The organism is Streptomyces spiralis, from assembly GCF_014654675.1.
GTDB lineage: Bacteria > Actinomycetota > Actinomycetes > Streptomycetales > Streptomycetaceae > Streptomyces > Streptomyces spiralis.
Genome location: NZ_BNBC01000009.1, coordinates 36720 through 49363, shown reverse-complemented (window position 1 = coordinate 49363; position 12644 = coordinate 36720). Strand labels below are relative to the sequence as shown.

At 71.3% G+C, this 12644-nt stretch carries 12 protein-coding genes and 2 pseudogenes; 9 read left to right on the top strand and 5 right to left on the bottom strand.

Features of this window, described 5'->3' with window-relative positions; all coding sequences use genetic code 11:
* Positions 1-274: 274 nt before the first annotated feature.
* Together IE318_RS12090 and IE318_RS12085 are read left to right on the top strand one after the other, a co-directional pair.
* Positions 275-952 carry a response regulator transcription factor gene (locus tag IE318_RS12090; protein ID WP_020940464.1) on the top strand — a complete coding sequence of 226 codons (678 nt, stop codon included), beginning with the start codon at positions 275-277 and terminating at the stop codon, positions 950-952.
* A 55-nt stretch (positions 953-1007) separates the two neighbouring features.
* Complete coding sequence (locus tag IE318_RS12085) at positions 1008-2279, top strand: sensor histidine kinase (protein WP_189899551.1); 1272 nt, start codon at positions 1008-1010, stop codon at positions 2277-2279.
* Between the two features lie 27 nt (positions 2280-2306).
* On the opposite strand, the gene IE318_RS12080 is transcribed toward IE318_RS12085, so the two are convergent.
* Complete coding sequence (locus tag IE318_RS12080; protein ID WP_189899763.1) at positions 2307-2861, bottom strand: GtrA family protein; 555 nt, start codon at positions 2859-2861, stop codon at positions 2307-2309.
* 387 nt (positions 2862-3248) lie between these two features.
* On the opposite strand from IE318_RS12080, the gene IE318_RS12075 reads away from it, so the two are divergent.
* Genes IE318_RS12075 through IE318_RS12065 form a run of 3 tightly spaced genes read left to right on the top strand, consistent with a single transcriptional unit; the run spans position 3249 to position 6096 of the window.
* Entirely contained in the window at positions 3249-4388 is a 1140-nt protein-coding gene (locus IE318_RS12075; protein ID WP_189899549.1) for a 5-(carboxyamino)imidazole ribonucleotide synthase, read from the top strand.
* Entirely contained in the window at positions 4385-4912 is a 528-nt protein-coding gene (purE, locus tag IE318_RS12070; RefSeq protein WP_078916899.1) for a 5-(carboxyamino)imidazole ribonucleotide mutase, read from the top strand. Before IE318_RS12075 ends, purE begins: the two co-directional genes overlap by 4 nt.
* Positions 4913-4917: 5 nt before the next feature.
* Positions 4918-6096 (top strand): dipeptidase, encoded by a 1179-nt coding sequence (locus tag IE318_RS12065; protein WP_189899546.1) that lies wholly within the window; start codon positions 4918-4920, stop codon positions 6094-6096.
* 144 nt (positions 6097-6240) lie between these two features.
* Here the strand turns inward: IE318_RS12065 and IE318_RS12060 are convergent, their stop codons facing one another.
* Positions 6241-6600 (bottom strand): VOC family protein, encoded by a 360-nt coding sequence (locus IE318_RS12060; RefSeq protein WP_189899544.1) that lies wholly within the window; start codon positions 6598-6600, stop codon positions 6241-6243.
* 115 nt (positions 6601-6715) lie between these two features.
* Between IE318_RS12060 and IE318_RS12055 the strand changes: the two genes are divergently transcribed.
* On the top strand, positions 6716-7222 hold the full coding sequence (locus tag IE318_RS12055) for a CGNR zinc finger domain-containing protein (protein ID WP_189899542.1): 507 nt from the start codon (positions 6716-6718) through the stop codon (positions 7220-7222).
* 178 nt (positions 7223-7400) lie between these two features.
* Here the strand turns inward: IE318_RS12055 and IE318_RS12050 are convergent, their stop codons facing one another.
* Entirely contained in the window at positions 7401-8744 is a 1344-nt protein-coding gene (locus IE318_RS12050; RefSeq protein ID WP_189899540.1) for a UDP-glucose dehydrogenase family protein, read from the bottom strand.
* 185 nt (positions 8745-8929) lie between these two features.
* On the opposite strand from IE318_RS12050, the gene IE318_RS12045 reads away from it, so the two are divergent.
* Positions 8930-10087: an acyl-CoA dehydrogenase gene (locus IE318_RS12045; RefSeq protein ID WP_030164195.1), complete on the top strand. Its 1158-nt coding sequence runs from the start codon at positions 8930-8932 to the stop codon at positions 10085-10087.
* A gap of 53 nt (positions 10088-10140) precedes the next feature.
* On the opposite strand, the pseudogene IE318_RS12040 reads toward IE318_RS12045, so the two are convergent.
* A pseudogene (locus IE318_RS12040) lies at positions 10141-10306 on the bottom strand (IS5/IS1182 family transposase); the annotation flags it as partial.
* 39 nt (positions 10307-10345) lie between these two features.
* Positions 10346-10990: pseudogene (locus IE318_RS12035) on the bottom strand (SDR family NAD(P)-dependent oxidoreductase); the annotation flags it as partial.
* A gap of 162 nt (positions 10991-11152) precedes the next feature.
* On the opposite strand from IE318_RS12035, the gene IE318_RS12030 reads away from it, so the two are divergent.
* The gene (locus tag IE318_RS12030) at positions 11153-12037 is read left to right on the top strand and encodes a hypothetical protein (protein WP_189899538.1); all 885 of its coding nucleotides are present in this window, start codon (positions 11153-11155) and stop codon (positions 12035-12037) included.
* A 155-nt stretch (positions 12038-12192) separates the two neighbouring features.
* Complete coding sequence (locus IE318_RS12025; RefSeq protein WP_030164213.1) at positions 12193-12555, top strand: four-helix bundle copper-binding protein; 363 nt, start codon at positions 12193-12195, stop codon at positions 12553-12555.
* Positions 12556-12644: the final 89 nt, after the last annotated feature.

Here is a 12644-nt window from a genome sequence, read left to right as displayed (position 1 = left end):
CAGCTCACCATACGGCAGGACACCGCCCGGTATGGAAGGACTTGAGACGCGGATCACAGGCCCAAGGGGAACCGCGCCCACTCTTTCGAAGGTGTAAACGAGGGGCCTGTTCAAGGATCGCATCCCCCGGTCAATGGTCCGGACCGGGGGACGCGCGGGTCCGCGCCCACGCTAGGGGGCTCCGTGACCCCAGGGGCGAAAGGTAAGAGCGCCCGATGTCGATCACACCGCAGCACCAACCCAGCAGGCGGCACCGTCGGACTACCATCACCCCATGACCCGTGTACTGCTCGCCGAGGACGACGCGTCCATCTCGGAGCCGCTGGCCCGCGCACTGCGCCGGGAAGGTTACGAGGTCGAGGTGCGTGAGGACGGACCCACCGCACTCGACGCCGGAATGCAGGGCGGCGTCGACCTGGTCGTGCTGGACCTCGGTCTGCCCGGTATGGACGGCCTGGAGGTCGCCCGCCGGCTGCGCGCCGACGGTCACACCGTGCCCATCTTGATCCTCACGGCGCGCGCCGACGAGGTCGACACGGTCGTCGGCCTGGACGCGGGCGCCGACGACTACGTCACCAAGCCCTTCCGCCTCGCCGAACTGCTCGCCCGGGTCCGGGCCCTGCTCCGGCGCGGTGCCGCCGAGCCGCAGCAGCCGCCGGCCACGCACGGCGTGCGCATCGACGTCGAGTCCCACCGCGCCTGGATGGGCGACGAGGAGCTCCAGCTCACCGCCAAGGAGTTCGACCTGCTGAGGGTGCTCGTGCGGGACGCGGGCCGGGTCGTCACCCGCGACCAGCTGATGCGGGAGGTCTGGGACACCACCTGGTGGTCGTCGACCAAGACCCTCGACATGCACATCTCGTGGCTGCGCAAGAAGCTCGGCGACGACGCGGCGAACCCCCGGTACATCGCGACCGTGCGCGGCGTGGGCTTCCGCTTCGAGAAGAGCTGAGCGGCCGCCCCAGGGCTGCTCACGGATGCTTACGGGTAAGTACGGGTAAGAGGTCATGCGCCGTCGACTGATCCAGTCCACGCTCGCCGTGGTGCTCGTGGTGATCGCCGTCTTCGGCGTCTCCCTGGTGATCGTGGAGACCCGCACGATCAGCAACAGCGCCCAGGAGCGGGTCGACTCCGAGGCGCTCCGGCTGGCCAGCATCGTCGACAGCCGGCTGCTCGGCGACGAGACGGTCGACGCGCGGATCCTGCACGACCAGGTGGCGCCCGGCCAGTACGCGGTGATCGGCATTCCCGGCCGTCCGGCCATCGAGGTCGGCACCAAGCCGGACGGCGACGTGATCCACTCCACCGCCAAGGGCGAGCAGGGCGAGACCGTCCGGATGGAGGAGCCCCGCTCCTCCGTCACCCGCGAGGTCGGCCGTACGCTGCTGATCATCGGCCTGGTGGCGCTGCTGGCGGTGGTGGCGGCGGTGCTGCTCGCGATCCGTCAGGCCAACCGGCTCGCCTCCCCGCTGACCGACCTCGCCGAGACCGCGGAACGCCTCGGCTCGGGCGACCCGCGTCCCCGGCACAAGCGCTACGGCGTCCCGGAGCTGGACCGGGTGGCCGATGTGCTGGACTCCTCCGCCGAGCGGATCGCCCGGATGCTGACCGCCGAGCGGCGCCTGGCCGCCGACGCCTCCCACCAGCTGCGTACGCCGCTGACCGCGCTGTCGATGCGCCTGGAGGAGATCACCCTCACCGACGAGCTGGACACGGTGAAGGAGGAGGCGAACGTCGCGCTCACCCAGGTGGAGCGGCTGACGGACGTGGTGGAGCGCCTGCTGACCAACTCCCGCGACCCGCGCATCGGCTCCGCGGTCTCCTTCGACCTCGACGAGGTCCTCCAGCAGCAGATCGCCGAGTGGCGGCCCGCCTACCGCAGCGCCGGCCGCGCGATCGTCAGCTCCGGCAAGCGGCACCTGCAGGCCGTGGGCACACCGGGCGCGGTCGCCCAGGTGCTGGCCGCGCTGATCGAGAACTCGCTCATGCACGGCGGCGGCACGGTGGCGCTGCGCACCCGCGTGACCGGCAACCAGGCGGTCGTGGAGGTCACCGACGAGGGTCCGGGCGTCCCCGCCGACCTGGGCGCGCGGATCTTCGAGCGCACGATCAGCGGCCGCAACTCCACCGGCATCGGGCTGGCCGTCGCCCGCGACCTGGCCGAGGCCGACGGAGGCCGCCTGGAACTCCTCCAGGCCAAGCCGCCGGTCTTCGGACTGTTCCTGTCCCGCACACCCCCGCTGAAGAAACCGGCGGAGGCGGAGCCGACGGTGCGGTAGGCCGACGGTGCCGGAGGGGTCGGTCGGTCAGCGGGAGACCCTGGTCGGGCGTGGCCTCTTCGCCTGTGCCTCCGCGTGGAGGAACGACTCCGCGTCGGCCACGGCCTCCCGGGCGGGCAGGGCGCGGAAGACCCAGGTGCGGTAGGACCAGAAGCGGAACAGGGTCGCGATGCCGATGCCGAGGAACTTGAAGACGTTGCTCTGCAGCGGGCTGTCCCAGCCGAACCCGTAGGTCGCCAGGTACAGCACGCCGTTCTCGATCACCAGTCCGACCACGCTGAACAGCAGGAACAAGGTCAGTTCCTTGGTGCGGCCGCTCTTGTCGCGGTCCCGGTAGGTGAAGTACCGGAAGCCGACGTAGTTGAAGACGATCGAGACGACGGTCGCGATGACGCTCGCCCGCACCACCTGCAGATCGGTGACGTGCCGTACCAGGTTGAACACGAGCAGATTGACAAGGAGCCCCGCTCCGCCCACCGCACCGAACTTGACGGCCTCCCGCCAGAGCCGGCCGACGCGCCCCAGCAGCGCGTCCCGGGGCGTCGGGGGCGCCGTTCGGTGCCCCGAGGAACCACGTCCCATGGTCGTGCAGGCCCCCGTCCGGGTCGATTGCGTCAACCACGCCATGCTAACCAGCGGCTGGTGGCCGCGCCTGGGGACGGGCCATGAGCCGGGAAACGGGACGGAAAGAGCCCCGGAAGAGACAGGAAAGAGTGCGCGAAACGGTCGGTAAGAGACCACCGAAGCCCACCCGAAACGACCGACGGCACGAACGAGCGACGTACGGCACTCAGCGGGAGACCGGCGGGCACGCGGCGAGAGGCGGGCAGGGGACTGTCGGCTGGAGGCGGTGGGACTGGCGGCGGGAGACGGCCGGCTGACGGCCCGGGACGGTGAGCCGGCCGCCCGAGGTGGGTGGGGGCGTGGTGGCAAATTCGGTCATGGTGGCGCGGCCGATACTCTGGGGGCGTGACGTTCCCGGTAGTCGGCATGGTCGGCGGTGGCCAGCTCGCTCGTATGACACACGAGGCGGGCATCCCGCTGGGCATCAGGTTCAAGCTTCTCAGTGACACTCCTCAGGACTCCGCGGCGCAGGTCGTGAACGAAGTCGTCATCGGCGACTATCGCGACCTGGACACGCTGCGCGAGTTCGCGCGCGGATGCGACGTGATCACCTTCGATCACGAGCACGTGCCCACCGAGCACCTCAGGGCCCTGGAGGCGGACGGCATACCCGTGCGCCCCGGCCCCGACGCGCTGGTGCACGCCCAGGACAAGGGGGTGATGCGCGCCAGACTCGACGCGATCGGAGTGCCCTGCCCACGGCACCGCATCGTGACCGACCCGCAGGACGTCGTCCGCTTCGCGGCCGAGGGGGACGGCTTCCCGGTCGTCCTGAAGACCGTCCGCGGCGGCTACGACGGCAAGGGCGTGTGGGTCGTGGAGTCCGCCGAGGAGGCCGCCGACCCGTTCCGGGCGGGCGTCCCGGTCCTCGCCGAGGAGAAGGTCGACTACGTCCGCGAGCTGGCCGCCAACGTCGTCCGCTCCCCGCACGGCCAGGCCGTCGCCTACCCGGTGGTCGAGTCCCGGCAGGTGAACGGCGTCTGCGACACGGTCATCGCCCCGGCCCCCGGCCTGGACGAGACCCTCGCGCTCCAGGCCGAGGAGATGGCCCTGCGGATCGCCAAGGAACTCGGCGTCGTCGGCCACCTCGCCGTCGAGCTGTTCCAGACCCGCGACGGCCGCATCCTCGTCAACGAGCTGGCGATGCGCCCGCACAACTCGGGCCACTGGACCCAGGACGGGGCGATCACGTCCCAGTTCGCCAACCACGTCCGCGCCGTCCTCGACCTGCCGCTGGGCGACCCGCGCCCGCGCGCCGAGTGGACGGTCATGGTCAACGTCCTCGGCGGCGACTACCCCGACATGTACTCCGCGTACCTGCACTGCATGGCCCGCGACCCCCAGCTCAAGATCCACATGTACGGCAAGGACGTGAAGCCCGGCCGCAAGGTCGGACACGTCAACACCTACGGCGACGACCTGGACGACGTGCTGGAGCGCGCCCGTCACGCAGCCGGATACCTGAGAGGCACGATCACCGAATGAGCCCCGTTGTTGGCATCGTCATGGGGTCGGACTCCGACTGGCCCGTCATGGAGGCCGCCGCCAAGGCGCTCGACGAGTTCGAGATCTCCTACGAGGTGGACGTCGTCTCCGCGCACCGCATGCCCCGCGAGATGATCACCTATGGCGAGCACGCGGCGGAGCGCGGACTGAAGGTGATCATCGCGGGCGCGGGCGGCGCCGCCCACCTGCCCGGCATGCTGGCCTCCGTCACCCCGCTGCCGGTGATCGGCGTGCCCGTCCCGCTGAAGTACCTGGACGGCATGGACTCGCTGCTGTCGATCGTGCAGATGCCGGCCGGCGTGCCGGTCGCGACGGTCTCGGTCGGCGGCGCCCGCAACGCGGGCCTGCTCGCCGCCCGGATCCTCGCCGCCCACGACGAGGAGCTCCTCGGCCGGATGCGGGAGTTCCAGCAGGACCTCAACGACCAGGCCACCGAGAAGGGCAAGCGGCTGCGCGCCAAGGTCGAGGGCGCCGGCGGCTTCGGCTTCGGCACGGGGAAGTGACGCCGATGGCCTCCCTCGAGGAAGCCCGGGACCTGCTGCGCGAGTTCCCGGTCGTCGACGGTCACAACGACCTGCCCTGGGCGCTGCGCGAGCAGGTCCGCTACGACCTCGGCGCCCGCGACATCGCCGCCGCCCAGAACGCCCACCTGCACACCGACATCCCGCGGCTGCGCGAGGGCGGCGTCGGCGCGCAGTACTGGTCGGTGTACGTCCGCGCGGACCTGCCCGACCCGGTCCCGGCGACCCTGGAGCAGATCGACTGCGTACGGCAGCTGCTCGCCCGCTATCCGGCGGACCTGGCCCCCGCGCTGACCGCCGCGGACATGGAGGCGGCGCGCGCGGACGGCCGTATCGCCTCGCTGATGGGCGCGGAGGGCGGCCACTCCATCGCGAACTCGCTCGGCACCCTGCGCGGTCTGTACGCGCTCGGCGTGCGCTACATGACGCTCACCCACAACGACAACGTGGCGTGGGCGGACTCGGCGACGGACGAGCCGGGCGTGGGCGGACTGTCGGCGTTCGGCCGCGAGGTGGTCCGGGAGATGAACCGCCTGGGCATGCTCGTGGACCTCTCCCACGTGGCCGCGACGACCATGCGGGACGCGCTGGACACCTCGGACGCCCCGGTGATCTTCTCCCACTCCTCCTCCCGGGCCGTGTGCGACCATCCCCGCAACATCCCCGACGACGTCCTCGAACGCCTGCCCGTCAACGGCGGCATGGCCATGGTGACGTTCGTACCGAAGTTCGTCCTCCAGGCAGCCGTCGACTGGACGGCCGCGGCCGACGAGAACATGCGGGCGCACGGCTTCCACCACCTGGACACCACGGAGGAGGCCATGAAGGTCCACCGGGCCTTCGAGGAGTCGAACCCCCGCCCCATCGCCACGGCCGCCACGGTCGCCGACCACCTGGACCACATGCGCGAGGTCGCCGGCATCGACCACCTCGGCATCGGCGGCGACTACGACGGCACGGCCTTCACCCCCGACGGTCTGGGCGACGTCTCCGGCTACCCCAACCTGATCGCCGAGCTGCTGGACCGCGGCTGGTCCCGTTCCGACCTGGCCAAGCTGACCTGGCAGAACGCGGTACGCGTGCTCGGCGCCGCAGAGGACGTCTCCCGCGACCTGCGCGCCACACGGGGACCGTCCAACGCGACGATCGAGGAACTGGACGGCTGAGCCGGGTACCGGAAAACGGATACCTCGACGGTCCCGTTTTCCGGTACCAGCGGTGCAGCCCTCGGCACGACCAGGGAAGACCGGAAGAACTCGGTGCCTTGACGGGCGGTGCCCGCTACCGATACAGCGACTGACGAGCGCTGCTCAGCAGGCGCACAGGCAGAACGGGTGGCCGGCGGGGTCGGCGTAGACCCGGAAGGTGCGGGTGCGGTCCGTCGCGTCCAGCGGCTCCGCGCCGAGCGCGAGGACGCCCTTCTCCGCCGCGTCCAGGTCCTCCACCACAAGGTCCAGGTGGAACTGCTGCGAGCGGTCGGACCGCGGCCACTTCGGCGGCACGTGCCCGGGCGCCGCCTGGAACGCCAGCGACGGACCGCCCGGCACCTTCAGGTCCACCCAGTCGCCCTCGCCCTCCACCGTCCCGCCGAGCACCTCGGCGTAGAAACCGGCGAGCGCGCGCGGCTCGGGACAGTCCAGGACGACGACACCCAGCTTGGCGAGAGCCATGACTTCCTCCCGAGGAGTACTGGTTACCCGTAGAACCGGATAACCGGTAACGGTTACCGCATGCTCCCCCATGGCCGGTAACGGCGCAACAGCTTTTCGAGGTACCGTCGCAGCCATGAGTGAGAGATCGGCCGCGCCCGCGGGCCTGGCGCTGGTCGAGTCCCTGGTGAACACACTGGACCTGGAGTCGGGCGGCGACTCGCTCGACTCACCGGACGTCCGGGAGCGCTTCGGGATCGCCGAGGCCGAACTGCCGGCCGCACGCGAGCTGCGCGAGTCCCTGCGGGCCACGCTGCTCGCCCACGCCGGGCACCCGCCGCACCGTGAGGTGACCCCCCTGGGCGAGCTGCTGGCGCGCGCCCCGCTGTTGGTCGCGATCGACGCCCAGGACGGCTCCGCGGCCCTCGCCCCCGCCGGCGCCACCACCCTGACCTCCCGTGTCGCGGCCGCTGTGGCCGAGGCGCTGGTCGCCGGCACCTGGACCCGGCTGAAGGCCTGCGAGGCGGTCACCTGCCACTGGGCGTACTACGACCGCAGCCCGGCCGGCCGCGGGCGCTGGTGCTCGATGCAGGTGTGCGGGGCACGCGCGAAGATGCGCCGGTATCGCGCCAAGGCGCCGTGACCCTCGCTCCGCTGGTACGGGTGGCGCCCAGGCGGATGGTGCAGAATGCGGGAAGACGCCGGTTCGGCCGACTGAGCCTCGGCCGAACCGGCGTCGCCTCCTATGGGCCGGTTGTTTGAGCCGGTCGTTCGACGAGCCGGTCGTTCGACGAGGCCGGTCGTTCGGCTGCGCGTACGGCTCAGGCCGTCGGGCGACCCATCGCCCGGTACGTCCATCCGGCCCGCCGCCACAGTTCCGGGTCCAGCGCGTTGCGGCCGTCGAGGACCAGACGGGAGGAGACGGCCTCGCCCAGCTCGGCCGGGTCCAGCTCGCGGAACTCGCGCCACTCGGTCAGGTGCAGCACCACGTCGGCGCCCCGGACCGCCTCCAGCGCGGACTCGGCGTACCCCAGCGTCGGGAAGACGCGCCGGGCGTTCTCCATCCCCTTGGGGTCGTAGACGGTGACCTGGCCACCCTGGAGATGGATCTGCCCGGCCACGTTGAGGGCGGGCGAGTCGCGTACGTCGTCCGAGTCGGGCTTGAAGGTGGCACCGAGCACCGCGACCCGCTTGCCGAGGAACGGTCCGCCGCCCAGCGCCTGCCGGGCCAGCTCCACCATCTGCCCGCGCTGGCGCATGTTGATCGAGTCGATCTCGCGCAGGAAGGTCAGCGCCTGGTCGGCACCCAGCTCACCGGCGCGCGCCATGAAGGCGCGGATGTCCTTGGGCAGGCAGCCGCCGCCGAAGCCGATCCCCGCGCGCAGGAACTTCTTCCCGATCCGGTCGTCGTACCCGATCGCCTCCGCCAGCTTGGCGACGTCGCCGCCGGCGGCCTCGCACACCTCCGCCATCGCGTTGATGAAGGAGATCTTGGTGGCCAGGAAGGAGTTCGCGGAGGTCTTCACCAGCTCGGCGGTGGGGAAGTCGGTGACGACGAAGGGCGAGCCCTCGCCGATCGGCGTGGCGTACACCTCGCGCAGCAGCTTCTCCGCCCGCTCGCTGCGCACCCCGACCACGATCCGGTCCGGGTGCAGCGTGTCCTGGACGGCGAAGCCCTCGCGCAGGAACTCCGGGTTCCAGGCCAGCTCGGCGTCCTCGCCCGCGGGCGCCAGCTCGGCGATCGTCCGGGCCAGCCGGTCCGCCGATCCGACCGGCACCGTCGACTTGCCGACGACCAGCGCGGACCCGGTCAGATGCGGGGCGAGCGAGGCGACCGCGGAGTCGACGTAGGACATGTCGCAGGCGTACTCGCCGTGCTTCTGCGGGGTGTTCACACAGACGAAGTGGACGTCGCCGAAAGCGCCCACCTCCGCCCAGTCCCGGGTGAAGCGCAGCCGCCCGCTGGAGCCCTCGATACCGGCCACGTGCTTGCGCAGCAGCTCCTCCAGACCGGGCTCGTACATCGGGACCTCGCCCCGCTGCAGCATCTCGATCTTCTCGGGGACGACGTCCAGGCCCAGCACCTCGAACCCCAGCTCGGCCATGGCCGCGGCGTGCGTCGCGCCGAGATAGCCGGTGCCGATCACGGTGATCTTGAGGCTCATGGATGCTCCAGGAGGGACGAGGGTGATGCGCTGCCCGAGCATATCGGGGGTATGCGCAAGCCCATCGACGGGCAATGTCCCTGCTGTCGCCAAGCTCACGTATCACTTGCGCGGGCAGGCACCTAAAATTCGGGTTACTTAACGGTAGTTAGCGTCACACTGGTCGCTTTGGAGCGTGAGAGACCTTGGCCGGATCGGCTGATTTCGACCTGTACCGCCCGTCCGAGGAGCACGACATGCTCCGCGACGCCATCCGCTCGCTGGCCGAGGCGAAGATCGCGCCGTACGCCGCCGCGGTGGACGAGGAGGCCCGCTTCCCGCAGGAGGCCCTGGAGGCACTGGTCGCCAACGACCTGCACGCCGTGCACGTTCCCGAGGAGTACGGCGGCGCGGGCGCGGACGCCCTCGCGACGGTCATCGTGATCGAGGAGGTGGCCCGTGTCTGCGCGTCCTCCTCGCTGATCCCCGCGGTGAACAAGCTGGGCTCCCTGCCGGTGCTGCTGTCCGGCTCCGAGGACCTGAAGAAGCGGTACATGGCCCCGCTCGCCAAGGGCAACGGGATGTTCTCGTACTGCCTCTCCGAGCCGGACGCGGGCTCCGACGCGGCCGGCATGAAGACCAAGGCGGTCCGCGACGGCGACCACTACGTGCTCAACGGCGTCAAGCGCTGGATCACCAACGCGGGCGTCTCCGAGTACTACACGGTGATGGCGGTCACCGACCCCGAGAAGCGCTCCAAGGGCATCAGCGCCTTCGTCGTCGAGAAGTCCGACCCGGGCGTCTCCTTCGGCGCCCCGGAGAAGAAGCTCGGCATCAAGGGCTCCCCGACCCGCGAGGTCTACCTCGACAACGTGCGCATCCCCGCCGACCGCATGATCGGCGAGGAGGGCACCGGCTTCGCCACGGCGATGAAGACCCTGGACCACACCCGCATCACCATCGCCGCCCAGGCCCTGGGCATCGCCCAGGGGGCTCTCGACTACGCCAAGGGCTACGTCAAGGAGCGCAAGCAGTTCGGCAAGCCGATCGCCGACTTCCAGGGCATCCAGTTCATGCTCGCCGACATGGCCATGAAGATCTCGGCCGCCCGCGCGCTGACCTACCAGGCCGCCGCCGCCTCCGAGCGCGGCGACGCCGACCTCACCTACCAGGGCGCCGCCGCCAAGTGCTTCGCCTCGGACGTCGCCATGGAGGTCACCACCGACGCCGTCCAGCTCCTCGGCGGCTACGGCTACACCCGCGACTACCCGGTGGAGCGCATGATGCGCGACGCCAAGATCACCCAGATCTACGAGGGCACGAACCAGGTTCAGCGGATCGTGATGGCAAGGAACCTTCCCTAGCAGGATTTGCAGGTCGGCAGGGGTTTCGAAGGTCCGGAGGGACGCCCTTGGCAGGTCTTCAGGGCGGCCCTGGCCTGCTCGACGAGCGCGCGGATCTTCGCGTGCGAGCGGTTGACGGCCTGCTGACCGGCGGACGGCGTCCCCCTCCGGGGCGTCGATGATGCCGTGGGTTCGCGCGGCCCTGATGTCGTGGACTGCTCCGGGCAGCGCCCGCCCCGCCCGACGGCGTGGGGCGCTTGCGGCGCCGTGGGCGGGGGATCAGCCCGGTCGGCCGTCGTCCGGTGCCGCCGCGGCGAGGTCGGCTCGTCCGCCGGCGCCCAGCCTGCCCGTGGCGCGCAGCGGCCGCCCGGCGTCCCAGCGGGGCAGATCGCGGCGGGCCAGCCGTAGCACCACGGGCGGCAGGGCCCAGCGCAGGGGCTGGAGGAGACGCAGCCACGCCGGGATGTAGACAGCGGTGCTGCGGCGCTCCACAGCGCGAGCCAGCCGGGCGGCGACCACGTCGGCCGGACGGATGTTCCGCACGCCGGGCGGCATGTGGGCGCGCAGTTCGTGCAGGGCCGCGAAGCCCTCGGCTTCGCGGATCATGTCGGTGTCCGCCCAGGCGGGATAGGCGACGCCCACCGCGACCCCCTCGTGCGCCACCTCGGCTTGCAGGGCGTGCGCGAAGGCTTCCACGCCCGCCTTGGAGGCGCAGTAGGCGCTCATCATCGGGGTGGCTCCGAGTGACGCGAGCGACGCGATCTGCAGGAAGTAACCCGCCGTCACTGTCAGATCGGGCAGGAACGCCCGTGCCGTTTGGGCGCTGCCTGTCAGGTTGACGTCGACGACACGGCGCCATGAGGCGGGATCCGATGTCGCGAAAGGGCCACCCTCGGCGATTCCCGCGTTCGCCACGACCGCCGACAGCGCCTGTCGGCTCGGCCCTGCGGAACAACATCTGCGCTCGCACCGGCAAGTTCCCGGCCCCGTGCAGGCGTTGAAGAGGGGAATGGCAGGATCGGCGGGCATCGAGGGATCCGGGCGTCCCGTCGGCAGGTGAGACGTCCTGCCGACGGGAGAGGTGACGTGGCCGCAGATGTGACGGAGGCCCGCTCCGACGGGCGGCCCCACGCGGAACAGCGGCGGCGCGGGCCTCTGGTCCGCGGGCTGCTGTTCGTGCTGACCGCGCTGGTGGCCGGGGCAGGCGGCGTGGGGGGCACGCTGGCGTACCAGAGGGTGACCGCCGAGGACACGGCGGCGGTCGACGCGCAGGCCGACCGGCTCGCCGAGGATCTGCGGGCGGACCTGAACGTGGGTTTCTACTCGCCGGGACAGACCTACGGAGGACAGTTCACCGAGGGAACCCTCGTCGCCCAGACCGAGGCGCACGGAGGAGTGCTGCTGAGCTCGGGCACGACCCCGGGCGGGCCGGGCGGCAGGACGCACACGATGACGGTGATGCTGGGGCTGGTGCCGCCGGAGACCGGAACCGTCGACGCGCACGCCTATCCGGTCCGCTGCTACCGCTACACCTTCGCCGTCGGCACGTACAGCGTCAAAAAGGCCGCCGTGGACTGCCCGGCGGTACGGTCCGACGGCCGGCCGGGCAGCCTCGTGGCGCAGATGGGCGCGCTGCTCGCGCAGCAGTCCACCGGCGCCTCCCGGCGGATGACGACCGCGGGATACCCGCACACCGCCCGGGGCGCCGTGGACTTCCTGAGGGACAAGCGGCTGGTCGCCGCGCAGGACACCGTGAGCGAGGTCTCCGGCGGCCCCGCCGGGGGGGGCGTGGACGTGTTCGCGCTGCGCGTCGACGGCACTTGCCACTATCTGCGGATGGACTCCTCGTCCACCGCGTCCCGCCTGGTGCCGCTGTGGCTCGCCCCGGCCGACGAGCAGGGGACCTGCGACATGTCCCAGGCCCGGGCGGCCTCCGCACTGTACGGGATCGACCCGGCGAAGGCGGGGTGAGCGGCGGGCGCGGGCACCGGGCGGCTCCTCACCCGAGCGGGCGTAGCGGATTCCGTGCTTCCGTCGGATGGCGGAGAGCGGCCGAGGAGCGTACGACGGAAGGGCACGGGGCCCGCCCCGAGGCCCCGGCTCCCTTCGCCCCCCCAGGAGGAGCCATGACCCAGCCCGGAACCATGACTGCCATGAGCAAGCAGATGCAGGACTGCGTCGAGGCGTGCATGACCTGCCACACCGTCTGCGAGGAGGCCATGAGCTCCTGCATGCAGATGGGCGGCCAGGCGCAGATGCAGATCATGCGCGCGCTCATGGACTGCTCCGAGACCACGCGCATGTGCGCGGACATGATGATGCGCCGCTCGCCGATGGCGGCCGAGATGTGCGCGATGTGCGCCAAGGCCTGTGACATGTGCGCCGAGGCGTGTATGTCGATGCCCGAGGACAAGATGATGCAGCGCTGCGCGGAGGCGTGTCGCCGCTGCGCGGAGATGTGTCGCGCGATGACAGGCGCCCGGATGTGATCCGGCCGACGCGACGGCGAGGGCCCCGCGGCCGTGTACCGCGGGGCCCTCGCCCCCTGACAGGTCGTCCGGCGGCCGTCCGGCTGCCC

Coding starts and splice junctions, on each gene's coding strand:
- IE318_RS12090 (WP_020940464.1), top strand. CDS start 275: ATGACCCGTGTACTGCTCGCCGAGGACGACGCGTCCATCTCGGAGCCG.
- IE318_RS12085 (WP_189899551.1), top strand. CDS start 1,008: ATGCGCCGTCGACTGATCCAGTCCACGCTCGCCGTGGTGCTCGTGGTG.
- IE318_RS12080 (WP_189899763.1), bottom strand. CDS start 2,861: ATGGGACGTGGTTCCTCGGGGCACCGAACGGCGCCCCCGACGCCCCGG.
- purE (WP_078916899.1), top strand. CDS start 4,385: ATGAGCCCCGTTGTTGGCATCGTCATGGGGTCGGACTCCGACTGGCCC.
- IE318_RS12065 (WP_189899546.1), top strand. CDS start 4,918: ATGGCCTCCCTCGAGGAAGCCCGGGACCTGCTGCGCGAGTTCCCGGTC.
- IE318_RS12060 (WP_189899544.1), bottom strand. CDS start 6,600: ATGGCTCTCGCCAAGCTGGGTGTCGTCGTCCTGGACTGTCCCGAGCCG.
- IE318_RS12055 (WP_189899542.1), top strand. CDS start 6,716: ATGAGTGAGAGATCGGCCGCGCCCGCGGGCCTGGCGCTGGTCGAGTCC.
- IE318_RS12050 (WP_189899540.1), bottom strand. CDS start 8,744: ATGAGCCTCAAGATCACCGTGATCGGCACCGGCTATCTCGGCGCGACG.
- IE318_RS12025 (WP_030164213.1), top strand. CDS start 12,193: ATGACCCAGCCCGGAACCATGACTGCCATGAGCAAGCAGATGCAGGAC.